The sequence below is a fragment of the Nonomuraea sp. NPDC023979 genome (assembly GCF_040639085.1).
Taxonomy (GTDB): Bacteria; Actinomycetota; Actinomycetes; order Streptosporangiales; family Streptosporangiaceae; genus Nonomuraea; species Nonomuraea ceibae.
This window is the reverse complement of record NZ_JBEZZG010000036.1, coordinates 1-24,358: the sequence shown is the minus strand read 5'-3', so window position 1 is coordinate 24,358 and position 24,358 is coordinate 1. Positions and strand designations below refer to the sequence as shown.

Here is a 24,358-nt window from a genome sequence, read left to right as displayed (position 1 = left end):
TCACACCTCCTCAAGGCCGAGGGAGCCGGCCAGCTTGCCGCGGGCGATCGCCTCGACGGAGTCGAGGTAGTCCAGGGTGGCGCGGGCGATCTCGGCGGCGTCGCCGGGCGGCCCGTCGGTGCACAGCGCCCGGTCGGCGGTGTCGGCGATCAGCTCCGCGAGCCGGTCGGCGGCCGGCGGCTCGGGCATCATCGGCTGCGAGATCACGAACCCGTAGAGCACCGACCCGAGGACCGTGAGCCGTTCCTGGCCGGTCAGGCCGGGACGGAGGGCGCCCTGCCGGTCGAGCCTGCCGAGATAGTCCTCGAAGGCGTCGCTGAGCAGCGGGGTCGCCGGGCTGTCCTGTTTCAGCGCGCGGAGCTTGCCCAGCACCTCGCGGTCGCCGACGAGCAGCGCCCTCATCAGCGGGCGCCGCAGCAGCGCGGCGGCGAGCGCGCCGACCAGCTCCCGGAGCGTGGCCGGGGCCGCCTCGCGCACCTCTTGGACCATCAGCACCCGCTCGCGGCGCAGCAGCGCGGAGAAGAGCGCGTCGCGCGTGCGCCAGTGCAGGTAGATGGTGCCCTTGGCGACCCCGGCCTGCCCGGCCACGTCGTCGATCGTGGTCTTGTCGTAGCCCCAGCGCAGGATCAGCTCGGCTGCCGCGTCGAGGATCCGGTGCGCCCGTTCGAGCTGGCGCGCCGGGTCCAGGGGCGGTCGTCCTGCCTTGCCCATCAGCCTCACCCCATAAATGTTTGACTGGATGAGACTATGACGTCATTTAATTAACCGCAAGTTTACCGAGCAGCGCCTCCGCCTCCCCGGCGAACGTCTCGTCCCCCGTCTCCACCGCCCGGGCCAGCAGCACCCCCGCGGCGGCCAGGTCACCGTGCCGGTAGCGGATCTCGCCCGCCCGGCAGGCCGCCTCCGCGACCAGCTCCGGCCGGTCCGTCAGGCCCAGTGTCAGCTCGTAGTAGCGCAGCGCGCCGTCGAGATCGCCCAGCCAGTAACACAGCTCGCCCAGGTGCGCCGCGGCCATGCCCGACTCCGGGTCGCCCGCGTCGATCACCCGCTGGTACCAGCCGAGCGCCTCGGGGAAGTCGCGCTCCCGCTTGGCCAGCGCGCCCAGGTACATCGCGCCCAGCGCGCTCGCGTGCCCAGCCCCCGACTCGACCGCCCGGACGTACCACTCCCTGGCCAGGCCCGGGTCGTCGTCGTGATAGGTGTGCCCGATCGCCACCATCGCCCGCACGGCCAGCTCCGCGTCCTCGCCGGCGACGACGCGCTCGTACACCCGCCTGGCCTCGGCCACCTGACCGTCGCCGGCCAGCGCCTGCGCGAGCGCCGTCAGCGCGGGCGGCGCGCCTGACTCCGCCGCCGCCCGCAACGTCCGCAGCGACGCCTCCGTGTCGCCCTGGCGCTCCTGCAGCATGCCGAGCAGGCTGCCGAACATCGCCCGCGCCGGGCTCTCGGCGTCACCCGCCTGCCGCTCGGCCAGGCTGTAGAAGGCGTCCTCGTCGCCCTGCTCCTCCAGCAGCTCCAGCAGCCTGCCGCCCGCCACGAACCGCACGTCCGGGTCCTCGTCACCGCCCAGCCGCTCGTACACCGCCCGAGCCTCCGCCGTCCGCCCCAGCTCCGCCAGCCGCCCGGCGATCTCCAGCTCCGTCACCGGGCCGTGCCCGGCCAGCTCGAAGTAGCCCCGCACGGCCGCCGGATCGTCGCACGCCGCCCCGAGCTCGCGCGCCGTCTCGCCCGCGTGCCGTCCCATCCGCGACAGCACCTGCGTGGCGAGCTGGTGCTCGCCACGCCCGGCGGCCTGTCGCGCGAGCACGGCGAGGTTCCCGAGCGCGGTCCCCGCCGCCCCCTGCGGCTCGCCCGGCTGCTCACTCGCCTGGAGCGCGGCGGCGAAGGCGTCGGCCGCGCCCAGCGGGTCGCCGTCCTCGTGCAGCCAGCAGCCCAGGTTGACGCCCGCCCGCGCCGCGGTCTCCGGGTCGCCGGTCTCGATGGCCAGCCACGCCTGCTCGGCCGCCGCGCCGCCGTCACCCCGTGCCCGCAGCGCCTGCGCCAGGTCGCCGCGCACGCCCGGCACCACGTCCGGGTCCCCCGCCTCCATCGCCAGCCGGTACAGCTTCACCGCGCCCGCCAGGTCACCCGTGGACCGGCAGGCGTCACCCCACACCCAGTGGCCCATCGCCACGGTCTGCGGATCACCCGTCGCCACGGCCCGCTCCGCCTGCGCCGGGATCGCGTCGTACTCGCCCCGCTCCAGCAGGTGCACCAGCAGGTGACGCAGGCTCTCCAGGTCACCCGCCGCGGCGCCCTCGCCCAGCGCCGCCCGCGCGCCGTCCGCGTCCCCGAGCTCCTCCAGCAGCTCCGCGAGCTGTACGGCCGCGTCCGGCATCGCCTCACGCACGGCCTCCACCGCGCCCGTCAGATCCCCGCGCCGCCGCCGGGCGATCCCGACCGCGCGCCACGCCGCCCCCGCCGTGGCCGCCTCCCGCGTCGCGGGCAGCAGGCACAGCTCGGCCCGGCAGTGCCGGCCGTCGTCCGACAGCAGCCGGCCCAGCCCCACCCTGGCCTCCGCCGCCACGGCCGGCTCCGCCAGCTCGACGACCAGCCGGTACAGCTCCTCGGCCGCCTCCCCCCTGTCGGCCGCCGCCCGCAGCGTCCCGGCGAACGCCTCCTGCGACGGGCGCGCGGTCAGCAGCCGCCGCACGGTGGCGACGTCCTCGCGGTGCAGCGCCAGCGTCAGCTCCGCCGCCTCCCGGCTGCCGGCCGTCCCGGCCAGGGCGGCCAGCGCGCCCTCCTCGTCCCCCAGCGCCAGCAGCCCCCACGGCAGCTCCTCCGCGCTCGCCGTGCCCAGCCGGGCCCGCCCCGCGCGCGCCGCCCACGGGTCGGCGTCCCGCGCCGCCCCCTCGAACGCCATCCGCGCCCCCTCGGCATCGCCCGCCCGCTCCAGGCTGACCCCGGCGCACACCAGCGTCGCCCCCGCCCCCTCCGGGTCCGCCGCGACCGCCCGCTCGAACGCCTCCCGCGCCCCCGCCGTCTCCCCCGCCTCGGCCAGCATCTCCCCCAGCAGCCTCGCCCCCTCGGCCACCGGCGCCTCCCCCGGCTCCCGGACCGCCAGCTCGCCGGCTACGGCGACCGCCTCGTCCCGGTGCCCGTACGCCCGCAGGAAGGCGGCCAGATGCAGCGGCGCCCCGCTCCCGAACGCCTCCGCCAGCACCTCCCCGGCCCGCTCCGTCCGCCCCGCCGCCACCAGCGCCTCCCCCAGCCCCAGCACGGCCCGCTGATCCCCCGGCTCCACCTCCAATGCCCTCCCAAACGCCCCGACCGCCTCCTCCCACCCCTGTCTTTCACCGAAGGGACCCGCCTCTCTGGAGGGGACGGCCGCCTCCTCCGCGGGCGTCCCCACGGCGGGAAGACCGGAGACCAGCGGCCCTTGGGCCGTCCCCCCGGTGGCCACCGGCCCTTCGAAGGGGGCCGCCTCCCCGGAGGGGGTGGCCGCCTCCTCCTCTGGTGTCCCCCCAGTGGGGGTGGGGGTGGGGGTGGGGTGGGTCAGCAGGGCGTGGCCGGCGGCGCGGAGGGCCGTGGCGGCGAGGGCGGGGTCGTCGCCGGTGGCGGCGAGCTCCCAGGCGGCGATCGCGCCGCGGGTGTCACCGGCGTCGTCGCGCAGGGCGGCGAGGTACAGGGCGGCCTCCTGGCGGCTCTCCTCCTGCCCGGCCGTCAGCACCAGCGAGAGGGCGGGCCCGGCGGCGGCGGGGTCGCCGGTCCGCTGCCAGGCATGGGCGGCCTGCATGGCCAGCAGGGTGGCCATCCAGAGGCCGCCCTCGGAGGGCAGCGCGGTCATCGCGCGTTCGGCGGCGGCGAAGTCCCGCTCCAGCAGGTTCCTGCCGAACCGCCCCAGCTCGCCGGCGTCGGCGTCGGCAGAGGGGGCCGGGAGCTGGGCGAAGGCGGCGCGGGCGCCGTCGAGGTCGTCGAGACGGAGCCGGGTGAGCCCGAGGAGGGCGGCGTTGCGGGCGCCGGGGACCCGCTCGTAGAGGCGGCAGGCGGCCAGGAGGTCGCCCTGGCGTTCGAGCACCTGGGCCAGCCGGGTGGCGGCTTCGCGGCGCAGCCCGGCGTGGCGGGTCTCCAGGGCCCCGGTGAACGCGGCCCGCGCCTCGGCCAGGTCGTCCCCGGCGAGCCCGCCGAGCGCGTACGCGACCCAGGGGGCGAGCGCGGGGTGGCCGTCGGCGCGGGCGCGGCGCAGCAGGTCGGCGGCCTCGTCGTGCCGGTCGTGGGCGAGGAGGATCTCCTTGAAGACGGCCGCCGTGTAGGAGAGCGCGAACGGGTCGCCGCCGCCCGCGGCCTCGCGGAAGAGCCCGGCCGCTTCCGACAGGTCGTACCCGATGGAGGCGAGCACCTGGGCGAGGACGGCGGTGCCGATGGCGGCGACGGCGGGGTCGGGGTGGCGGGCGGCGGCGCGGTAGCGCAGCAGGCATTCCTCGCGGCCGAGCCGCTGGTGGTCGACGATCGCCTCCAGGACGGGGTGCAGGCGGTCGCCGGAGGCGCGCAGCAGGTGCAGCAGGAAGGTGGCGCTGAAGCCCTGCATGACGTGTTCGCCTTCGGCCACGTACGACAGCAGTTCGTCGGCCTGCTCGCGGTCGCCTTCGCCGAGTTCCAGCTCGGCGAGCATGACCATGGCGCGTACCGGCTGTTCTGGCCCGCCGGCGTCGGCGGCGCGGCGGAGGAGCCGCCGGGCTTCGGGCAGGTCGCCGGCCTGCAGCCGGGCGAGGCCGGCGTCGGCGTCCTGGAGGGCCTGTTCCTCGGCGGGGTCGGGGAGGGGCTGACGGCGGGCGTCGAGGTCGAGCAGCAGCCCGGCCTTGTACGCGGTGTCGGGGTCGGGGTGCCCGGCGGCGGCGCGTACCAGCTCCATGAGGTCCTCGTACGCGCCGGGGTGGGCGTCCAGCAGCATCGACAGGAGGGTGACGCCGACGGACGACCAGCGGGACTCGCCGGCGTCGAGCACGGGGCGCAGGTGGGTCAGCGCCTCGGTGACCTCGCCGGCCTCGGTGTGCATCTGGGCCAGGCAGGCGTGGGCCTCGACGGCGTACTCGCGCTGGCCGCTGGCGATCACCCGGTGGAAGATCGCCTTGGTGGCGTCCTCGTCGCCGAGCTGGGCGATGACCTTGGCCTGTTCGAGGAGGGCGGGCAGGCGGATGCCGGGCCGGGGGTCCTCGGCGGCCCTGGCGTAGGCGGCGACGGACTCGGCGTACTCGCCGAGGTCCACGAGCACGGCGCCGAGCAGCTTGTACGCGGTGGCGAGGTGGGCGGCGGACCCGGCGGCGATGGCGTGCTCGCACACTTCGCGGGCGGCCTCGAAGTCCTCTTCGTCGGCGTAGTGCTGGTAGAGGCGGAACGCGGCCCGCGACACGGTCTCGGGGTCGCCGCAGGTGAGGAGGCGCCGGTAGTCGTCCTCGTCCTCGGCGGCCTCGTACAGTTCGGCGGGGGTGGCGGTGCCGGCCGGGGTGAAGTCGGGCAGTTCGAGGCGGCCGGCGAGTTCGACGACGGCGGGGCTGTCGCAGCGGCGGGCCCGTTCCAGGGCGGCTTCGGCGCCGGCGAGGTCGCCCAGTTCGGTGCAGACCAGGACGAGCGCCGTCTCGGCGAGCGCGGCGACCTCGAAGTCGGCGCCGTCGGCGGCGATGCCCAGCACCCGGTGCGCGGCCGGCCATTCGCGGGCGGCGACCAGCATGAGGCCCATGGCCATGGCCGAGCGCTGGCCGAACACCGGGTCGCCCGACTGGATCACCGACCGGTGCGCGGCTTCGGCGCCGTCGAGGTCACCGGCCTCCTCCAGCAGGGAGGCCAGCAGGTGTGACGCCTCGGGGTCGCCGGTCGCGGCGATCTCCCGGAACAGCACGGCCGCCTGGTCGAGGTCCCCCGCTTCCCAGCTCCTCATGGCGGGCACGAGCCGTTCTGACGTCATGTAGTCACTCCTTAGTCACCTATAAAGTGAAAAAACTACACACGTGTCACTCGCGTCACAGGGCATTCGGCACACTGAGCGGGTCGTACGGTGGAGGACATGGCCAAGGCGTTCTGGATCGACCAGGAGTTCGACAGGGAGCGCGACGGGCGCTACGCGGCGCATGTGCGCAAGAGCCTGGAGGCGTTCGACTGGGGCGACATCGCGCCGGTGCGGTTCGCCTGCGCGGCCTGGCGGCTGGCCACTCCGCCGTCGCTGTCCCCGGGCTACGTGCGCTGGGACCGCCGCGTGCTCGACGCGACCTGTGTGCGCAACACCTGGGACGGCACGCTGAACGCGCGGATCAGGGTCGTGTCGCCGCTGCCGGCCGAGCTGACGCGGACGCGGGCGTGGTGGCGCGACCGGGGCTGGCTGGGCTGGCAGGAGACGTTCGGCCAGTACGTCGAGCCGACCCAGCGCGACCTGGCCCGGCACCCGTTCCTGCGGGCGAGCCTGCTGATCGAGGTGCCGGTGCCGCTCGACGGGCTGCCGCCCGAGCCGGAGGGCCCGCACGACAGGGTCGAGGAGAGCGCCGTGCGGGCCGTGTCGGTGCTGGCCCGCACGCTCAACGACGTGGTGGGGCCGGTGCTGGACCAGCTCGGTTAGGCGCGCGGGTCACGGCGACCACGGCGGCGGCGAGCGGGAAGAGGGCGACGACCATCAGCGTGCGGTGCAGCGGCATCGCGTCCGACAGCGCCCCGGCGACGGCGGAGCCCACGCCGCCGCCGACGAAGAATGTCAGGTTGAGCAGCCCCATCCCGGCCCCGCGCAGCGGGAGCGGCAGCCGCGCCGACATCTCGCCGGTGATCACGACCTGGGTGACGGCGAACGCGGCGAGGCTCATCGAGGCCGCCGCCACGGCGGGCCACGGTCCTCCCCAGCCCGTCGCGGTGACGGCCAGGGCGACCGCCGCCGCCAGCGCGGTGCCGCCCAGCAGCAGGCGGGCCCCGTGCGCGCCGAGGCGTCCGGCGCGGCGTGACAGCACCGCGCCGACCACGGCGCCGGGCAGCAGCGCCAGGCCGACCATGAGGACGCTCCACCCGTACGTGGCGGCCAGGAACTGCGGGATCACGTACATGGCGGCGAACAGGGCGCCGAAGACGCCCGCGCCGATCGCGGCGGCGATCCGGTAGGCCCCGTCGCCGATCACCTGGCGCGGCACGAAGCCGTCCGGCCGCCGGGCGGTCCACCAGGCCAGCGCGGCGGCGGCGAGCACGAGCACCATGGCGAGCGCCAGGATCACGGGGAGGCCGAGCTTGAGCGTCCTGGCCTGGATGAGCACGATCAGCGTGCTCACGGTCACGGTCAGCGCGGCGGCCCCGGTGACGTCGAGCGGGCGGCGCGAGCCGGGGCGCACGGCCAGGCGCAGGCAGAACGGCACGGCCAGGACCGACAGCACCGGCAGCACGAGGGTGGCGCGCCAGCTCAGCCCGGTCGTCACCAGCCCGCCGAGCAGCGTCGCGCCGGAGGCGAAGAGCGCCAGGACGACGCCGTACCCGGCGAACACGCGCGGGCGCTCACCGGAGGCCACGCCCGCGAGCAGCGCGACGGCGACCGCCGACGCGCCGCCGGACCCGGCGGCCAGCAGCAGCCGCCCGGTGACCAGGACGCCGAGGGACGGCGCCAGGACGCACACGAGCGCGCCGGCGGCGAGCGTCAGCGAGGCGATCAGCAGCGTGAGGCGCGCTCCCCGGGAGTCGGCCAGCCGCCCGGACACGGCGGTGCCGACGCCGAGCGCCAGCGCGTGCGCGGTCAGCACCCAGGCGACCTGGGCGGGCCCGGCGCGCAGCTCGGCGGCGACCTCGGGCAGGGCCACGGCGGCGGCCGTGACGCCGAAGATCGCCGGGCCGAACAGGCCGCCGAGCCGCACGGCCGTCGAGACCGGCCCGATGGCCGCCGCCCCGGTCGCGGCGACGGGCGCGGCGGTCATCGGGAGCTCCGCGGCGACGTCCAGGCGGCGGCGTCCGCGAAGTGCACGTCGTAGCGCTCCTGCTCCGGCAGCAGAGTGTCGAAGGACGCCGAGCCGTGCTGGATCCTGGCGAGCTGACGGAAGTACTCGAACCGCTCGACGCCCGGCGTCAGGACGGACAGCAGCTCGGCGCCCGCCCCCGGGGCCGCGCCGAACGCGTGGACCAGCCCCGGCGGCACGACGACCAGCCCGCCTGCCGCGACGGTCACCGCCTCCTCGCCGAGCAGGAACTCCAGCGCCCCGTCCAGGACGTAGAACAACTCGGTGGAGAGCGCGTGGTGATGCGGCCTGGCGCCGTCGCGGCCCGGCCCCAGCGTGAGCCGGTTGGCGCCGAGCGCGCCCCCGGTGGCGCTCGCGTCGGTGAGCAACGTGAACGCCCCGCCCCCGGGGAGGCCGACGACCTCCGCCGCCCCGGCGTGCACGACATGAGCCTGCGATGTGGTCATATCCGTTTCCCTTCAGGTTCGGGGTTCATTCGATCCCGGGAACAAGCCGTGAACCAGAAGCGGTTATGACCTGCAGTCATCACCGATCGAGATGAATCGAGGGGCGCCGGTGGAGCTGCGGCAGCTCGCGTACTTCGCAGCGGTCGCCGAGGAGGGCGGGTTCGGCCGCGCGGCCGAGCGGCTGAGCATCGTGCAGTCGGCGGTGAGCCAGCAGATCCGCCGCCTCGAACGCGAGCTGGGCGTGCCGCTGTTCGACCGGTCGACCCGGCACGTGCGGCTGACCGGCGCGGGCGAGCGGCTGCTGCCCGAGGCGCGGGCCGTGCTGGCCGCCGCGGACCGCACCCGGCAGGTGGCCGCCGACATCCGCGCGGGCGCCGACGGCGTCCTGCGCCTGGGGATCGTGCAGGGGCCCGGCGACCGGATCTTCCGGACGCTGAACGAGCTGGCCGCCCGCGCCCCGCGTCTCCAGGTCCGCCCGCGCCGCCTGCCGCTGCCCGCCCGGCTGGCGGCCGTGCGGTCGGGCGAGCTCGACGCGGCCCTGGTCCGCGCGCTCGGCGACGCGCCGGGCTTGGAGCTGCTCCCGATCTGGACGGACCCGCTCTACGTGGCGCTGCCCGCCGGGCACCGGATGGCGGGCGCGGCGGAGCTCCGGCTGGAGGACCTCGCGGACCTCCCGCTCCGGCTCGCCCCCCGCGAGGACAACCCGCCCTTCCACGACCTGGTCACCGACGCCTGCCGGGAGGCGGGGGTCGCGCCGCCTCCCGGGCCGCCGTTCACGACGTTCCAGGAGACGCTCGCCGGCATCGGCGCGGGCGCCCCGTCGTGGACGGTCTTCTACGAGGTCACCACCCTGCCGGAGATCCCCCGGGTGGTCATCCGCCCGCTCGCCGGGCTCACGCTGACCACCTCGCTGGCCGTCGCCCCCGGCCCGCCGGCCCCCGCCGTCCGCCACCTGCTGGACGCGCTGGCCGCCGTCACCTGACGGCCCCGGGTCAGGCGCCCTTGGCGCCGTCGATCAGCTCGCGCAGGATGTCCAGGTGGCCGTTGTGGCGGGCGGTCTCCTCCGTCATGTGGCCAATGATCCAGCGCAGCGTGAGGTGGTCGCCCCGGCTGTCGGTACGCGCCGACGTGGCGTCCAGGCCGACGTCCGCGACGAGCTCGTCGACGAGCGCGCACTGCGCCTCGTACTCGGCCAGCACCCGCTCCAGCGGCAGCTCCAGCGCGGCGGTGAACTCGGCGTCGGGGTCCGCCTCGGTCCACGGGCCCCGGTCCTCGCGGCCCAGGAACATCACCTCGAACCACCAGTGCTCGTTCCAGCGCAGGTGGTTGACCACGCCGGCGACGGTCATGAGAGGCGAGGCCGGCAGAGGCGCCTTCCTGGCGTCGGCGTCGGAGAGCCCTTCGCACTTGTGGCGGGCGGTGTCGCGCGCGTAGCGGTGAAACGCGGTCAGCGTGGCTCGCTCGTCCCACGTCGCGGGAGTGTCGGTCCTCTGCATCGCCCAAGCATGCCCGATCATCGCCGGGGTAGCAGTGGCTCATGAGAATCGTTCCCGGGGTGCTGGCGCTGGCGCTGGTCACCGGCTGCGCCATCGACACCGCCGGGCCGGCCCGCGCGGCCGAGCGGTTCCGCGCCGCGCTCGCCGCCCAACAGGCGGAGGCGGCCTGCGCGATGCTGGCCAGGAAGACGGCCGAGAACCTGCCCGATCGCGGCCAGAGCTGCCCGGAGGCGCTGCGCGAGCTGAACCTGGGCGATCCCGGCGGGGTGACCGAGGTGACCGTCTGGGGTGACACCGCGCTGGTCAGGCTCGCGGGCGACACGCTCTTCCTCCAGCGCTACACCGACGGGTGGCGGGTCAAGGCGGCCGGCTGCGAGCCGGTGCCCGATCTCCCCTACGACTGCGAGGTGGAGAACTGATGCGGGTGATGTTCACGCTGACCCTGATCATCATCGTGTCGGGGCTGATCTTCTTCTTCGGGATGGGGCTTTCGCACCTATGAGACGCATCAGGGACAACGCACTGTCGATCGCGTTCATGACGCTGTTCCTGCTGTGCCTGGCCGGGCAGGGGCTCGCGGGCATGCTCGGCCACAACGAGCAGCAGCTCGTCGAGGGCGGCCAGCCGGTGGGCTACCTGGACTACGTCACGTCCTCGGCCTTCGCGGTCAACGTGGCGGAGAACTGGCAGTCGGAGTATCTGCAGTTCCTGCTGTTCATCCTGTTCACCATCTGGATGGTGCAGCGCGGATCGCCCGAGTCGAAGGAGCCCGGCAAGGAGGGCGCCGAGTCGGACGAGGAGCAGCAGATCGGCCCCTACGCGGACGCCGACTCGCCGGCCTGGGCGCGGGCCAGGGGGTTGCGGCTGTGGCTGTTCAGCAACTCGCTGGGGCTCACGATGGGGACGATCTTCGTGCTGTCGTGGCTGGCCCAGTCGGTGGCGGGGCTGGCCTCGTACAACGCCGAACGGCTCAGCGCCCTGCGCGATCCCGTCACCTGGGGCGGCTACGTGACCTCGCCCGACTTCTGGGACCGCAGCCTGCAGAACTGGCAGTCGGAGCTGCTGGCCGTGCTGTCGATGGTGGTGCTCTCCATCTACCTGCGCCAGCGCGGCTCGCCCGAGTCCAAGCCGGTCGGCGCGGCGCACACGGCGACGGGCGTGGAGGGCTGAGGCGGCCAAGGCTCGCCGGTGATGACGGCGACGATCCGGGTGCCCGCCGGGAAGTGGCCGCGCCATACGAGGTCGAGCACGCCGTAGAGCATCTTGGCGACGTACACGCTCTCGACCCGGTGCTCGGCGGCGAACCGGTCGAGCTCGGGGGTGGTGCGGGCGTAGCCGCCGAAGTGGTAGTCGAGGTTGACCGACCAGTTGGGCCGGACACGCCCGTACGCCTCGCGTTGCAGCCTGGCCACCTCGCCCGCCAGGAACCCGGCCCCCTTGAGCACCGCGAACCCGAGCGCCCGGCGGCCCTCCGGCAGCCCGGCCGCGATGCCCGCCAGCGTGCCGCCGGTGCCCACCGGGCAGCAGATCACGTCGTACGGGCCGGTGATCTCCGCGGGGAGCTCGGCGCAGCCGCGGACGGCGGCGGCGTTGCTGCCTCCCTCGGGCAGGATCGTCACCTCGCCCCACCGCTCCCGCAGCATCGCCTCGATCTCGGGCGTGTGCTTGCGCCGGTAGGCGGCGCGGTCGAGGTAGTCGAGCCGCATCCCGCAGGAGACGGCGTAGGCGAGCGACGGGTTGAGCGGCAGGTGCTCCTCGCCGCGGATCACGCCGATCGTCTCGAACCCGTGGCGCCGCCCGGCCGCCGCGACCGCCCGGATGTGGCCGGAGTAGGCGCCGCCGAAGGTGAGCACGCGGGCGTGGCCGAGGTTGTGGCGGAGCTTGCGCGCCTTGTTGTCGTCGCGCTTGAGGAAGACGCGCACGGGACCGGGTGCCGGAAGCTCCTGCATGCCTCTCCTTCGCCCCGTGGTGCCCGTGGCGCTAGTCTACGGTCGGGCCAATGTTGAGGAGTGTTGGATTATGCGGGTTGTTGAAGCTTTCCGTGCCGCGTACGGCTCGGACCCCGAGACGGTCTGGCACGCGCCCGGCCGCGTCAACCTGATCGGCGAGCACACCGACTACAACGACGGCTTCGTGCTGCCGTTCGCGGTGCCGTGGGGCGTCACCGCCGCCGTCACGCCGCGCGCGGACCGCACGATCCGCCTGCTCTCGCTGCAGTCCGGCTCCCCCGAGCCCGTCACGATCGCCGCCCATGAGGAGTCGCGCGGCTGGACCCGCTACGTCGTCGGCGTCCTGGCCATGCTGGGCGACCGGGTGCCCGGCGCCGACATCGCGGTCGACGGCGACGTGCCGCAGGGCGCCGGGCTGAGCTCCAGCGCCGCCCTGGAGGTGTCGGTCGCCTCCGCGCTCGACGACCTGCACGGCCTCGGCCTGACTCCCATGGAGATCGCGCTGCTCTCCCAGCGCGCCGAGAACGACTTCGTCGGCATGCCCTGCGGCATCATGGACCAGGCCGCCTCCGCGCTGTGCAAGGAGGGCCAGGCGCTGTTCCTCGACTGCCGCTCGCTCGGCTCCCGGGGCATCCCGCTCGACCTGGCGGCCGAGGGGCTGAGCACGCTGATCATCGACACCGGCGTGCACCACGAGCACGCGGGCGGCGAGTACGCCAAGCGGCGCGCCGAGTGCGAGTCGGCGGCCCGCAAGCTGGGCGTCGAGGCGCTGCGCGACGTGGACGACCTGGCCGGGGCGCTGGAGCTGCTGCAGGGCGACGAGCGCAAGCGCGTCATGCACGTGGTGACCGAGAACCACCGGGTGGAGGCGCTGGTCGGGATGCTGCGCGCGGGCAAGCCCGCCGAGATCGGCGCGCTGCTCAACGCCTCACACCTGTCGCTGCGCGACCAGTACGAGGTGTCCTCGCCGGAGCTGGACGTGGCCGTGGAGGCCGCGATCCGGGGCGGCGCCCGGGGCGCCCGCATGACCGGCGGCGGCTTCGGCGGCTCGGCGATCGCGCTGGTCGCCGAGGACCGCCTCGACAGCGTCAAGGCGTCGGTCTCGGCCGCCTACGCCGAGCGCTCCTGGGCCGCGCCCCGCTTCCTGCCGGCCACCCCGGCCCGGGGCGCCCACCGCGTCTCCTGACCGAGCGGCCCCCTGGCTCACAGCGGGGGGAAGTTCGGCGGGCGGCGCTCCAGGAAGCTCGCCACGCCCTCGGCGAAGTCGGGCCGCCCGAACGAGGCGGCCATCTCCCGGGCGGCCGCCCGCGCCGCCTCCTCCAGCGACGCCGTCCAGTCGCCCCACACCTGCCGCTTGATCACCGCCATCGAGGCGGGCGACACGTTCGCGGCCAGGTCGGCCGCGTACCGCTGGGCGTGCTCCAGCAGCTCGCCGCCCGGCAGCGCGCGGTTGGCCAGGCCCAGCTCGTACGCCTCCCGCCCGGTGAAGGTGCGGCCGGACAGGAGCACGTCCATCGCCCGCTGCTGGCCCATGACGCGGGGCAGCACCCACGACAGCCCGTACTCGGCGATGAGGCCGCGCCGCGAGAAGGCGGTGGTCCACTTGGCGTCCTCGGCGGTGAAGACCAGGTCGCAGACCAGGGCGTGCACCATGCCGAGCCCGGCGCAGGCGCCGTTGACGGCCGCGACGACCGGCTTGGCGACGGTCGTGGGGAAGGTGACGGGCCGGGGGTCGGGCTCCTCGTCGTAGCTGCCGGTCTGGATGGACGCCAGCGTCTGGAAGTCGGCGCCCGAGCAGAACCCCCGGCCCGCCCCGGTCACCACGATCGCCCGCACGTCCGGGTCCTTCTCCGCCTGCTCCAGCAGGTCGAAGTAGCGGCGGCCCAGGTCGCCGGTCCAGGCGTTGAGCCGGTCGGGACGGTTGAAGGCGAGGGTGAGCACGCCCCGGTCGAGGGCGGAGAGCACGAGTTCGGCCATGCTTAACAGAAGCATGTTCTAGGCCGGGGGTGCAAGGCGGCTCAGTGCCGGGGCACGAAGTTCGGCGTGAGCGTCGGGTTGTCGTAGTAGCGGTGGAAGACCGGGGTGACGCCGCCGGAGATGGGCGGCACGATCCACGACCAGTCGGCGGGGCAGGTGCGCCCGGCCTTCTCCTCGCGCGCCAGGTGGGTCAGGAAGCGGCTCGACTCCGTGTGGTGGTCGGTCATCGTCACCCCCGCCGCCGCGAACGAGTGAAGCACCGCCACGTTCAGCTCCACCAGCGCGTGGTCGCGCCAGAGCGAGCGCTCGGTGGAGGTGTCCAGGCCGAGCCGGGCGGCGACCGCCGGGAGCTGGTCGTAGCGGTCGGCGTCGGCCAGGTTGCGCGCTCCGATCTCCGCGCCCATGTACCAGCCGTTGAACGGCGCGCACGGGTAGCAGACGCCGCCGATCTCCAGGCACAGATTGGAGATCGCCGGGACCGCGTGCCAACGCAGCCCCAGCTCGGCGAACCAGGCGAACTCCGGATGCGTGATCGGCACCTCCAGCACCGCGTCCCCCGGCAGGTTCGCCAGCAGCGGCCTGCCACCTGTGCCGGGGTCGACGACCAGCGGCAGCACGTCGAACCTGCCTCCGCCGCCGCCCCGCCACCCCAGCTCACGGGCCAGCGCCGTGAACGCCACGTAGCGCGGGTCCCCGGCGACCGAGCCGTCCGGCCGCCGGTATCCCGCGTAGCGGACAAGCTGCTCGTTCAGCACCCTCGGCGCGGGACGGCCGGGCGCGTCGCGCGGGAACACCGTGATCGTCGGCCTGATCCGGCCGTCGCCGGTGGCCTCGCGCAGGTGCGCCACGCACTCCACGGCCACCCCCTCGGCCCCGGTGACGTGCCGCCGGTCACGCACCCTCAGCGACTTCCAGTAGAGGCGGCCGATGCAACGATTGCTGTTGCGCCAGGCCACCCGGGCGCCGAACCGCAGCTCCTCACCGGTGTGGGTGTAGGTGCCCCGGCGGGCGATCTCCCGGGCGACGTCACGTAACCGGGCGTTCAGGCCGCCGCCCGGGTTCTCGGCATGGAAGAGCCTGATGAACCGCTCGGCTTCCCGGGCGTCGGTACGGGGCTCGGTGGGGCGCAGGGACTTGATCCAGGTACGCACGCAGTAACCAGCACATTTCCGTTCACGGAGCGCCCCGCCGATTCCGGGTCGGCGGCGTCTCCTGCCGGCGGCGTCCTCTCCACGCCACCGTCCCGGGCTTGTCCGCGGCAGCCGCCCCGAGGCGGACCCCGGCGCGACGGTCCCATCCTTACCCGCCGATCCCTCCCGTGTCCGGCAAAACACGAAACCGCGTAACCTGCCGACTACACCGGGCAACCTGCGCCTCAACGTCCGGAAACGACTCAGGCCCCCTTCCGGTGTCGGAAGGGGGCCTGAGGTGGGCAAGCTCCCGCGATAGGACTCGAACCTATAACCTGCCGGTTAACAGCCGGCTGCTCTGCCGTTGAGCTACGCGGGATCGCGCTTGTGCGCCTGCCGGTGGGGCTTGGCCCCTCCGTCGTGCGCAGGAATAGATTAGCGCACTCCGGGAGTGCGTGTCGCATCGTCATCGGGGTAGGGCGGTGGGAGCGGAGGTGCGAAACATGCGATATCGAATGTCATTCGTCGCCGGTCTGGCGCTGGGCTACGTGCTGGGCAGCCGGGCGGGGCGCGAGCGTTACGAGCAGATCAAGCGCACGGCCCAGCGTGTGGCCGACAGCCCCCGGGTGCAGGAGGCCGCGGGGGTGTTCAACGCGCAGATGTCGAAGGTCGGCGGGATGGCCAAGGAGAAGATCAGCAACCGCCAGATGCCGTTCATGCACAAGCATGACCATGACGGCGATCGGGGCACCGGCTGGCCGGACGAGACGGTCGACCAGACGAAGACCGGAGCCGGACAGACCGGCATGCCCTACTAGCCGCCGCGTGGGCGTGTGGCGGCCGGATCGTCCGGGGTCACACGCCCATGCTGCGCCGCAGTCCTTCGAGGGCCTGCTCCGCCTGGGCGCGCAGCCCGGGGTCGTCGGGGTCCAGGCCGTCGTCGAACACGAGCGTCCAGCCCGTCACCTCCCCGCCCGGCCTGCGTCTGGCCACGAGCCGGACGCCGCCGCGGCCGGGCAGGTCGACGTGTTTGTTGACCACGATGGTGGCGTTGACGCGCTCGCGCACGGTCTCGGGCAGCAGCCCGGGCTCGGTGGTGCTCACCCGGTGGCGCTCGCCGCCGGTGGTGATCAGGTTGAGGCCGTTCTCGTCCCATGAGGCCCGGTCGACGTCCTCGTACGGGATCCGTCCCCCGCCGGGCAGGTGGAGCGCCAGCGTGGTGGCCACCAGGTAGCCGTCGCCGGACGGCGCGAACGTGAGCACCCGCTCCCCCGGCTCGGTCTCCAGGGACCGGCGGGCGTCGGCGGGCAGGCGGCGGAAGACTTTCATCCTTCCAAGGTATCGGCCAGGGCGTCGGCCAGCAGGTCGAGGGTGAGCGCCGCGCTCCAGGAGAAGTCGCGGCAGCCGCGCCCGCTGCCGTCGAACGGGTCGAAGCACTCGCGGAAGCCCGCCTGGCGGACCAGGCGCAGGGTGCCGTTGGTGAGCTGGCGGCCGAGCGCGTCGAGCGCGTGCACGCCGGCGGCGTGGCGCAGCAGCCAGTTGGTGTTCACCCAGGACGGCCCCCGCCAGTAGCGGGTGCGGTCGAACTGGGCGGCGCGGATCTCGCAGCTCGGCACCGGGTAGCCGGTGGCGCCCATGAAGCGGGCCGATTCGAGGATCTCGACGCAGGTGCGGAGCTGTTCGCCGGGCAGGCCGGGGTCGAGCAGCGGCCCGAACGCGCCGACGGTGCAGACCCGGATCAGCCTGTCGGCCCGCAGGTCGCGGGCGTAGAAGCAGCCGTCCCACAGGCGGTCGAGGAGCGCGTGCCTGATGCGGTCGGCGCGTTCGGCGTGCGGGGCGGGGTCGGCGCCGGCCACCCGCGCGAGCTCGGTCATGGCGTGGCAGGAGGCGAGCCAGATGCCGTTGAACATCGGGTCCTCGATGGCGAACGGGTGCTCGTCGCGCAGGTATTCGGGCCGGTAGCCGCTGTCGCGGTAGCGCAGCGCCAGCCACACGTAGCGGTCGTGGTCGCTGTCGGGGTGCCGCTCGTCCAGGTCGAGGTTGCGGTAGCCGTAGCGGATCTCGGGGAGCGCGGCCAGCGGCTCGTCCCAGGCCGGGCTGTCGTCCATGCCCGACTCCCACGGGTGGACGATCGCGGCCAGGCCGGCGCCGCCCAGGTCGCGCGCCTCGGCGAGGTAGGCGTGCTGGGCGGCGAGCGCCGGGAAGGCCAGCCGGACGAGCGCGGCGTCGCCGGTGTGCCGGTAGAGCCACTGCAGGGCGAGCCCGTGCAGCGGCGGCGCGGTGAGCCCGGAGGTGAGCACGCGGGGCGCGGCCTCGTGGTCGTGGGAGCGCCACACCGCCGGGCCGGGGAAGTACGCCTCGGGCGTGTGGAAGACGATGTGCGGCAGCATGCCCGTCGACCACTGGCCCTGTAACAGGCTGAGGAGCTCGGCGCGGGCCCGTCCGGGGTGGTGGCGGGCCAGGCCGATCACCACGAACGCGGAGTCCCAGCTCCATTGGTGCGGGTAGAGGCCGGGCGCGGGCACGGTGGCGCTGCCCGTCCAGTTCGCCTCGAGCACGGACAGTGCCTCGCGCCCGAGGGCGGCGTCGTCGACCGCCGGCCGCGCCTCCATCAACCCACTATGCGCCGGAAGGCCCGCCGAAGCTACGCCCGGCTGAACCACTTCGAGGCGAGCATCACGGCAACGGCCACACCGCCGATGATGAGAACCCACTTGAGCACCCCGAACGCGAAGCCGAGCAGGGGGCCGACGAGGAAGAGTGCGGCGATGACCGCCAGAATGACCAGAAGAATTCGTCCCATGTCCATGACGGTACGAGATCATTTAAGCGAATTGCAGGCGTCAGGGGGTTCAATCAGGGACAAGTCAGGGACCACCCTTACTTCTGGAACCAATACTTCTGGAACCAACCGGTCAGACCCCCCGTTGTGCCGGTAGACGGCGGGGACCTGCTGCCACGGGAGCGTGATGAGCCTGGGACCACCGATGAGCAGGGAAGGCGCCGAGCACGCGCTGCGAACCCGGGCCGCCGAACGCGACCGCATCTCGGGTGACCTGCTCGACCTGGAGTCGCACACCACCTACCAGCTCCTCAAGGGAGCCTCCTTACGCGGCGCCACGCAGGCGCGCTGGTCGGCGGCGCTGGACGCGCTGGGCACGCTGTGGTCGCTGAACGACGCCTACCGGGCCGTGCTGCGGACCGCCGAGCAGGTCCGGGGCGAGCGCTCCCGGCTGGGCGGCGACCAGCTCGAACGGCTGACGGAGCTGCTGTCGGGGCCGTCGGTGGTGCTGAAGGCTCCGGCCAGGCCCGTCGAGCAGCGCTCGCTGTTACCCCAGGCGGACGAGCGGCTGACGCTGGACGAGACCGTGCTGCGGATGGACGCCGCCTTCCGGACCGCCACGGACGCGCTGACCGAGATCGACGCGGCGTGGACCGCGCTGCTGCCCCGCCTGGACGAGGCCGACCGCACGCTGCGCGACGTGCGCGAGCTGCACGGCCGCCTGGGCGAACCCGCCGACCTGACCTCCGCCGAGTCCGGCCTGGCCCGGCTGCGCGCCGCCGTGCTGGCGGACCCGCTGGACGCCGGGCCGGTCAAGCGGGAGCTGGACCCCCTCCTCCGCCGCCTGGCCGAGACCCGCGCCGGCCTGGAGCGGGCGGTGGCCGTCAAGGACGAGTACGCGACGCGCCGGGAGAACCTCGTGGCCGCCCTGGACGACGTACGCGCCGCCGAGAGCGAGGCCCGGCTGGCGCACGGCCGGGTCGTGGTGAAGATCGCGCTGCCCCCGCAGGCGCAGCCGCGCACCCGGGTGCCGGAGCTGGTGGCCGAGCTGGACGCGCTGGACGTGGCGGCGGGCGCCTGGGTGGAGCGGGCCGAGCGGCTGACCGGGCTGGAGGAGCGCGTCCGGCAGGCCGCCGCGCAGGCCAGGGCCACGGCGGCGGCGCTGGCCGGGCTGATCGGCCGGCGGGACGAGCTGCGCGGGCTGCTCGGCGCCAGCCAGGCGAAGGCGGCGCGCCAGGGCACGGTGGAGGACCCCGAGGCCCTGCGGCTGTACGAACGGGCGCGGCTGCTGCTGTGGACGGCGCCCTGTGACCTGACCGAGGCGGCCCAGGCCGTCGAGCTGTACAAGCGTGCGATCCACGGAGGTGGCCGATGACGTCCTGCGCTCAGCCCGGGTGCACGGGCACGATCGACGACGGGTACTGCGACCTGTGCGGTCACCCGGCGGCGGTCGCCACGGCGGCGGGGCCTGTCGTGTTCCCGGCGTCGCCCGCCACGGGCTCCGCCGCGCCGGCCGCCCTGTCCCAGCCCCTGACCGGCCCGCCGGGAGCCGTCAGCAGCCCCATGAGCGGGCCGGTGAGCGGCCCGATGAGCGGCGCCGTGACCTCTCCGGCGAGCAGCGGAAGGTCGCGGGCGGGCGTGGTGGCCGGGATCGCCGACCTGCCCTCGGCGCCCTACCGCGACCCGGCCAGCGCCGTCATGGCCGACCCGATGGTGCCCGAGAAGAACCGCTTCTGCGCCAACCCCGACTGCGGCCAGCCCGTCGGCCGCTCGCGCGACGGCAGGCCGGGCGTGGCCGACGGCTTCTGCCCCAACTGCGGCACCCGGTTCTCCTTCACCCCCAAGCTGGCCAAGGGCGACCTGGTGGCGGGGCAGTACCGGGTGCTGGGCTGCCTGGCGCACGGCGGGCTCGGCTGGATCTACCTGGCCGCCGACGAGAACCTGGACGGCCTGTGGGTGGTGCTCAAGGGCCTGCTCAACACCGCCGACGCCGAGGCGCTGGAGTCGGCCGAGGCCGAGAAGAAGTTCCTCACGATGGTCGACCACCCGAACATCGTCAACGTCTTCAACTTCCAGCGCTCCGGCGGCCTCGGCTACATCATCATGGAGTACGTCGGCGGCCAGTCCCTGCTGGACCTGCGCCGGCAGGGGCCGCTGCCGCTGCGCGAGACGCTGATCTACGGCCGGGAGATCCTCCGCGCGTTCGCCTACCTGCACGAGCAGGGCCTGGTCTACTGCGACCTCAAGCCGGCCAACGTGATCCGGGTCGGCAAGCGGCTCAAGCTCATCGACCTCGGCGCCGTACAGCGGCTGGGGTCGCCGGCGGGCACCTCGTGGGTGACGGTCGGCTACCACGCGCCCGAGCTGGGGACGCAGCCGTCGTCGGTCTCCTCCGACCTCTACACGGTGGCCCGGACGCTGGCGGTGCTGGCCGTGCCCGGGTTCAGCCCGGCCAAGAACGGCGTGGCGATGCCGCTGCCCGACGACTGCGGGCACGAGTCGTTCACCAGGCTGCTGCGCCGGGCCACGGCGCCGGACCCGGCGGACCGGTTCCAGAGCGCCGAGGAGATGGAGGAGCAGCTCGTCGGCGTGCTGCGGGAGATCAGCGCCGCCGCCGAGGGCGTGCCGTACCCGGCTTCGTCCACGCTGTTCGGGCCGGAACGGCAGGCGGTGGGGGCGGGCCCGGCCGAGTCCGGCCGGCAGGTGTTCGACCCGCTGGACCCGGAGGAGGTCGCGGCGGCGCTGCCGGTGCCGCTGCTGGACCCGGCCGACCCGGCGGCGGGCGCGCTCGCGGGCCTGGCCGGGCGGCTGCCGGACGAGCTGCTGGCCCAGGTGTCGGCGATGGCGCCGACGCCCGAGACCCGGCTCACGCTGGCCAGGCTGCACGCCGAGAGCGGCTCGCCGCAGGCGTTCGCCGTGCTGGACGAGCTGGCCGGCGACCTGGCCCGCGACTGGCGCGTCACCTGGTACCGGGCGGTGGCGGGACTCAGCACCGGCGACCTGCCGAGGGCGGTGGCGATGTTCGACGCGTGCGTGTCGCTGATGCCCGGCGAGATCGCGCCCCGGCTGGGGCTGGCCTACGCGCTGGAGCTGTCCGGCCGCCCGGAGGCGACCCGCTGGTACGAGAGCGTGTGGCGGACCGACCACTCCTATGTCGGCGCCGCGTTCGGGCTGGCCAGGACGGCGCGGGTGGACGTGCTCGACGAGGTGCCCGCCACTTCCAGCCACCACGTGCCGGCCCAGCTCGCGCTGGTCGCCGCCGCCGCCAGGACCGCCTCGTCCGGCCCGGACGAGGCGCGTGCCCTGGCCGGCGCCGCCGCCCGCCTGGACCGGCTGCCCGGCCTGGATCCACGCCGCCGCGACCTCTTGGCGGCCGAGGTGCTGCGCGCCGCCCTGACGTGGCTGGGCACCGGCACGCCCGACCCCGCCCTGCGGCTGGCGGGCGCGCCCCTCACCGAACGGGACGTCCGGCGGCGGCTGGAGGCGATCTACCGCGGCCTGGCCGGCGGGGCCGCCTCCCGCCAGGAGCGGCACGCCCTCGTGGACCTGGCCAACGCCGTGCGCCCCCGGACGTGGGTATGAGCTGCCCGCTCTGCGAGGCGCCCGTGGTCGCCGGCGACGCGTTCTGCGAAACCTGCGGCCACCCGCTGACCTCCCCCGCCTGTACGTCCTGCGGCGCGGCGGCCGTGGACGCCGAGGGCTACTGCGAGCGCTGCGGCCTGCGCCAGCCCAGCGGGCGCGACCACGCCGAGCTCGAACTGCCCGGCGGCGCCGCCGGGATCACCGACCGCGGCCTGCGCCGCTCCCGCAACGAGGACGCCTTCGCCCTGGCCGTCATGGGCGGGCCGGTCCCCGTACCGGACTCGGCGCGGACCGTCCCGGTGCCGGCGGAGCCGCACGACGGCGGCCCGCCCGCGGTGGTCGCGGTCGTCTGCGACGGCGTCGGCAGCTCGCCGCGGGCCGACGAGGCGTCGGCCGCCGCCTGCGAGGCCGCCGCCGACGCCCTGACCAGGGGGCTGACCCACGAGGAGGCGTTCGCGCTGGCCGGCCGGGCGGTCGGCAAGCTCGCCACCTCCCCCGACGACGCCCCCGCCTGCACGTACGTGGCGGCGGTCGCCAGGCCCGACCGGGTGAGCATCTGCTGGGCGGGCGACTCGCGCGCCTACTGGCTGCCCGACGGCGTCATGCTGACCGAGGACGACGTCGCCCGCGGCGGCGAGATCACCGCCTGGCTCGGCGCCGACTACCCCGACGTGACGCCCAGGACCCGCGTCTTCACCCCGCCCGGCCCCGGCCTGCTGCTCGTGTGCAGCGACGGCCTGTGGCGCTACCTGAACGGCTACGACTTCCCCGCCGCCGGGACCCCGCTGGCCAGGGCCCGCCGGATGCTGCGCCACGCGCTCGACTCCGGCGGCCAGGACAACGTGACCATCTGCCTGATCCCCCTAGGAGGCTCGCATGGGTGACCAGCCCACTTTCACGCTCCATGTCGACCAGAACAAGTACCTGCCGACCGACGGCCGCGAGGTGCACGCGGTGCTCACCGTGACGTCGTCGGGCGGCGCCCCGGCGGACGTGTCGGCCACCGAGGCCGCCGAAGTGATCATCGTGGACACGTCGGGCTCGATGAGCGGCAGCAAGATCCGTGACGCCAGGCAGGCCGCCGCCACCGCCGTGGAGACGTTGCGCGAGGGCGCGTACTTCGCGGTGATCTCGGGCACCGGCACCGCCAAGGTCGTGTACCCGGGCGGCGGCCGGCTCGTCCAGGCCAATCAGGCCACCCGGGCGGAGGCGATCCGGGCGATCGGCAAGCTGAGCGCCAGCGGCGGCACCGCGATCGGCGAATGGCTCAAGCTGGCCGGGAACCTGCTGTCGGCCCACCCGAACGCGGTGCGGCACGCCATCCTGATGACCGACGGCCAGAACAACGAGCGCGACTCGGTGTTCGAGTCGGTGCTGCAGGCGTGGAGCGGCAGGTTCACCTGCGACTGCCTGGGCATCGGCACCGACTGGAAGACCGGCGAGCTGCGCAAGGTCGCCGAGGCGCTGCTCGGCACCGTGGAGTTCGTCAGGAACCAGCACGAGCTGGAGGACTTCTTCCGCCGCATCATCCAGACCTCGATGAGCAAGACGGTGCCCGACCTGGCGTTGCGCCTGTGGGCGCCGCAGGGGGCGCGGCTCGTCTTCGTCAAGCAGGTCGTCCCCGAGCTGTTCGACCTGACGGCCAAGCGGGTCGAGGTCAACCCGCTGACCGGCGACTACCCGATCGGGGCGTGGGGCGCCGAGGAGCGCGAGTACCACGTCTGCATCGAGGTGCCGCCGGGACAGCCGGGCCAGGAGATCCGGGCCGGTTGGGTGAAGCTGGTGCGCCCCGACACCCAGGAGGAGTACGCCCGGGGCAACGTGCTCGCCCAGTGGACCGACGACTTGGCGCTGTCGACGCGGATCAACAACCGGGTCGCCCACTACACCGGCCAGGCGGAGCTCAACGACCTCATCCAGGACGGGCTCAGCGCCCGCGCCGCGGGCGACGTCGACGGGGCCACGGCCCGGCTGGGCCGGGCGATGAAGCTCGCCACCGAGTCCGGCCGCGAGGACACCGCCCGCCTGCTCAACAGGCTGGTCGAGGTCGACCCCGGCAGCGGTACGGCCAGGCTGCGCCGGAACGTGGACAAGGCGGACGAGATCGAGCTCGACACCGTGTCGGTCCGCACCAGCAGGCTGCGCAAGAGCGAGGAGGGCAGCTGATGGTGACCTGCCCGCAGGGCCACCAGTCGGACAGCGACGACTACTGCGACACCTGCGGCCTGCAGATCCAGGCCGCGGGCACCACCCCCGCCGCCGGCCGGCGCCCGTCCGAGCCTGCCTCCCCGTCCGCTCCCCCGTCCGCTTCTCCGGCCGCTTCTTCCGGTGGCGCCGGCGGGGCCGTGCCCGCCGAGCCCTGCCCGGTCTGCCAGACGCCGCGCGCCGGGCAGTTCTGCGAGCTGTGCGGCCACTCCTTCGCCGGCGGCGCCGCGCCCGCGCGCGGGCCGGTGACCGGCGGCGGGACCCGCTGGGAGGCCGTCACGGCGGCCGACCGGGCCTACTACGAGCAGGTGATCGCCCAGGGCGGCCCGGACGCCGGCTCCATCGCGTTCCCGCCGTACTGCCCGGAACGGTCCTTCCGGATGGCCGGCGAGCAGGTGCGCATCGGCCGCGAGAGCAAGGCCCGCGGCATCCGGCCGGAGATCGACCTGACCGGCCCGCCGTCCGACCCGGGCGTGTCGCACCTGCACGCGGTGCTGCTCGCCCAGCCGGACGGCTCCTGGACGCTCGTCGATCCCGGCTCCGCCAACGGCACCTACGTCAACGGCAAGCCCGTCACCGTGAACGTGCCCGTACCCGTGGGCCTGGGCGACCGCATCCACCTCGGCGCGTGGACGGTCATCACGATCAGGGAGGGCACGCCTTGACGATGACGCCCACCGCGCCCCCCGCCCCGCCCGCGCCGCCGCCGGTCGCGCCCGCCGCGCCCGCCCCGCAGGCCGCGCCCGCGCCCGTGCCGGAGGAGACCCGCGAGCTCCAGCGCGCCGGGGCGGTCGTGGGGCGCGAGCTCGACGTCGAGACGCTCGTGGCCGTCACCTCCAGAT

At 74.6% G+C, this 24,358-nt stretch carries 23 protein-coding genes and 1 tRNA gene; 12 read left to right on the top strand and 12 right to left on the bottom strand.

Annotated features, from left to right (window positions below):
- Both AB0G11_RS40290 and AB0G11_RS40285 read right to left on the bottom strand, forming a co-directional pair.
- Positions 1–711, bottom strand: coding sequence for a TetR/AcrR family transcriptional regulator (locus tag AB0G11_RS40290; RefSeq protein WP_219508043.1), 711 nt, complete (start codon positions 709–711; stop codon positions 1–3).
- 46 nt (positions 712–757) lie between these two features.
- On the bottom strand, positions 758–5,941 hold the full coding sequence (locus AB0G11_RS40285) for a tetratricopeptide repeat protein (RefSeq protein WP_357591962.1): 5,184 nt from the start codon (positions 5,939–5,941) through the stop codon (positions 758–760).
- Positions 5,942–6,040: 99 nt separating this feature from the next.
- On the opposite strand from AB0G11_RS40285, the gene AB0G11_RS40280 reads away from it, so the two are divergent.
- Entirely contained in the window at positions 6,041–6,586 is a 546-nt protein-coding gene (locus AB0G11_RS40280) for a hypothetical protein (protein WP_246647159.1), read from the top strand.
- On the opposite strand, the gene AB0G11_RS40275 is transcribed toward AB0G11_RS40280, so the two are convergent.
- Positions 6,546–7,910, bottom strand: coding sequence for an MFS transporter (locus AB0G11_RS40275; protein ID WP_357591960.1), 1,365 nt, complete (start codon positions 7,908–7,910; stop codon positions 6,546–6,548). The genes AB0G11_RS40280 and AB0G11_RS40275 overlap by 41 nt on opposite strands.
- Entirely contained in the window at positions 7,907–8,395 is a 489-nt protein-coding gene (locus tag AB0G11_RS40270; protein WP_357591958.1) for a cupin domain-containing protein, read from the bottom strand. The genes AB0G11_RS40275 and AB0G11_RS40270 overlap by 4 nt, the downstream gene beginning before the upstream one ends.
- A 91-nt stretch (positions 8,396–8,486) precedes the next feature.
- Here AB0G11_RS40270 and AB0G11_RS40265 point away from each other — a divergent pair, with 91 nt between their 5' ends.
- Positions 8,487–9,377 (top strand): LysR family transcriptional regulator, encoded by an 891-nt coding sequence (locus AB0G11_RS40265; protein WP_219518281.1) that lies wholly within the window; start codon positions 8,487–8,489, stop codon positions 9,375–9,377.
- A 10-nt stretch (positions 9,378–9,387) separates the two neighbouring features.
- On the opposite strand, the gene AB0G11_RS40260 is transcribed toward AB0G11_RS40265, so the two are convergent.
- On the bottom strand, positions 9,388–9,891 hold the full coding sequence (locus AB0G11_RS40260) for a DinB family protein (RefSeq protein ID WP_219518283.1): 504 nt from the start codon (positions 9,889–9,891) through the stop codon (positions 9,388–9,390).
- A gap of 41 nt (positions 9,892–9,932) precedes the next feature.
- Between AB0G11_RS40260 and AB0G11_RS40255 the strand changes: the two genes are divergently transcribed.
- Both AB0G11_RS40255 and AB0G11_RS40250 read left to right on the top strand, forming a co-directional pair.
- Positions 9,933–10,310, top strand: a complete 378-nt coding sequence (locus AB0G11_RS40255) for a hypothetical protein (protein ID WP_219518285.1) — start codon at positions 9,933–9,935, stop codon at positions 10,308–10,310.
- Positions 10,311–10,389: 79 nt separating this feature from the next.
- On the top strand, positions 10,390–11,061 hold the full coding sequence (locus AB0G11_RS40250) for a DUF6766 family protein (RefSeq protein ID WP_357591956.1): 672 nt from the start codon (positions 10,390–10,392) through the stop codon (positions 11,059–11,061).
- Here AB0G11_RS40250 and AB0G11_RS40245 read toward each other — a convergent pair.
- A complete protein-coding gene (locus AB0G11_RS40245; RefSeq protein ID WP_357591954.1) occupies positions 10,986–11,840 on the bottom strand; it encodes a 1-aminocyclopropane-1-carboxylate deaminase/D-cysteine desulfhydrase in 855 nt (284 codons plus the stop codon). The genes AB0G11_RS40250 and AB0G11_RS40245 overlap by 76 nt on opposite strands.
- Positions 11,841–11,910: 70 nt before the next feature.
- Between AB0G11_RS40245 and galK the strand changes: the two genes are divergently transcribed.
- On the top strand, positions 11,911–13,026 hold the full coding sequence (galK, locus tag AB0G11_RS40240; protein ID WP_219518291.1) for a galactokinase: 1,116 nt from the start codon (positions 11,911–11,913) through the stop codon (positions 13,024–13,026).
- Between the two features lie 17 nt (positions 13,027–13,043).
- Here the strand turns inward: galK and AB0G11_RS40235 are convergent, their stop codons facing one another.
- The 3 genes from AB0G11_RS40235 to AB0G11_RS40225 form a co-directional block, all read right to left on the bottom strand.
- Positions 13,044–13,817: an enoyl-CoA hydratase-related protein gene (locus tag AB0G11_RS40235; protein WP_357591952.1), complete on the bottom strand. Its 774-nt coding sequence runs from the start codon at positions 13,815–13,817 to the stop codon at positions 13,044–13,046.
- Positions 13,818–13,858: 41 nt separating this feature from the next.
- Positions 13,859–14,968, bottom strand: coding sequence for a nitric oxide synthase oxygenase (locus AB0G11_RS40230; RefSeq protein ID WP_357591950.1), 1,110 nt, complete (start codon positions 14,966–14,968; stop codon positions 13,859–13,861).
- 286 nt (positions 14,969–15,254) lie between these two features.
- A tRNA-Asn gene (locus tag AB0G11_RS40225) sits at positions 15,255–15,326 on the bottom strand.
- 124 nt (positions 15,327–15,450) lie between these two features.
- On the opposite strand from AB0G11_RS40225, the gene AB0G11_RS40220 reads away from it, so the two are divergent.
- Entirely contained in the window at positions 15,451–15,765 is a 315-nt protein-coding gene (locus AB0G11_RS40220; protein ID WP_219518294.1) for a YtxH domain-containing protein, read from the top strand.
- A gap of 37 nt (positions 15,766–15,802) precedes the next feature.
- Here the strand turns inward: AB0G11_RS40220 and AB0G11_RS40215 are convergent, their stop codons facing one another.
- From AB0G11_RS40215 to AB0G11_RS40205, 3 genes are read right to left on the bottom strand one after another with little or no spacing between them, the layout of a single operon-like run.
- Positions 15,803–16,276 (bottom strand): hypothetical protein, encoded by a 474-nt coding sequence (locus AB0G11_RS40215; RefSeq protein ID WP_219518295.1) that lies wholly within the window; start codon positions 16,274–16,276, stop codon positions 15,803–15,805.
- Entirely contained in the window at positions 16,273–17,559 is a 1,287-nt protein-coding gene (locus AB0G11_RS40210; RefSeq protein WP_357591948.1) for a hypothetical protein, read from the bottom strand. The genes AB0G11_RS40215 and AB0G11_RS40210 overlap by 4 nt, the downstream gene beginning before the upstream one ends.
- Positions 17,560–17,591: 32 nt before the next feature.
- The gene (locus tag AB0G11_RS40205; protein WP_219518299.1) at positions 17,592–17,750 is read right to left on the bottom strand and encodes a hypothetical protein; all 159 of its coding nucleotides are present in this window, start codon (positions 17,748–17,750) and stop codon (positions 17,592–17,594) included.
- A gap of 184 nt (positions 17,751–17,934) precedes the next feature.
- Between AB0G11_RS40205 and AB0G11_RS40200 the strand changes: the two genes are divergently transcribed.
- From AB0G11_RS40200 to AB0G11_RS40175, 6 genes are all read left to right on the top strand, one after another.
- Entirely contained in the window at positions 17,935–19,104 is a 1,170-nt protein-coding gene (locus tag AB0G11_RS40200; RefSeq protein WP_219518300.1) for an FUSC family protein, read from the top strand.
- The gene (locus AB0G11_RS40195; protein ID WP_357591946.1) at positions 19,101–21,311 is read left to right on the top strand and encodes a tetratricopeptide repeat protein; all 2,211 of its coding nucleotides are present in this window, start codon (positions 19,101–19,103) and stop codon (positions 21,309–21,311) included. Before AB0G11_RS40200 ends, AB0G11_RS40195 begins: the two co-directional genes overlap by 4 nt.
- Positions 21,308–22,195: a protein phosphatase 2C domain-containing protein gene (locus AB0G11_RS40190; RefSeq protein ID WP_357591945.1), complete on the top strand. Its 888-nt coding sequence runs from the start codon at positions 21,308–21,310 to the stop codon at positions 22,193–22,195. Before AB0G11_RS40195 ends, AB0G11_RS40190 begins: the two co-directional genes overlap by 4 nt.
- Positions 22,188–23,477 carry a VWA domain-containing protein gene (locus AB0G11_RS40185; protein WP_219518303.1) on the top strand — a complete coding sequence of 430 codons (1,290 nt, stop codon included), beginning with the start codon at positions 22,188–22,190 and terminating at the stop codon, positions 23,475–23,477. The genes AB0G11_RS40190 and AB0G11_RS40185 overlap by 8 nt, the downstream gene beginning before the upstream one ends.
- Positions 23,477–24,181: an FHA domain-containing protein gene (locus AB0G11_RS40180; protein ID WP_357591943.1), complete on the top strand. Its 705-nt coding sequence runs from the start codon at positions 23,477–23,479 to the stop codon at positions 24,179–24,181. Before AB0G11_RS40185 ends, AB0G11_RS40180 begins: the two co-directional genes overlap by 1 nt.
- Positions 24,178–24,358: hypothetical protein (locus AB0G11_RS40175; RefSeq protein ID WP_357591941.1), on the top strand; the 181-nt coding region annotated here is incomplete at its 3' end. The genes AB0G11_RS40180 and AB0G11_RS40175, both read left to right, overlap by 4 nt.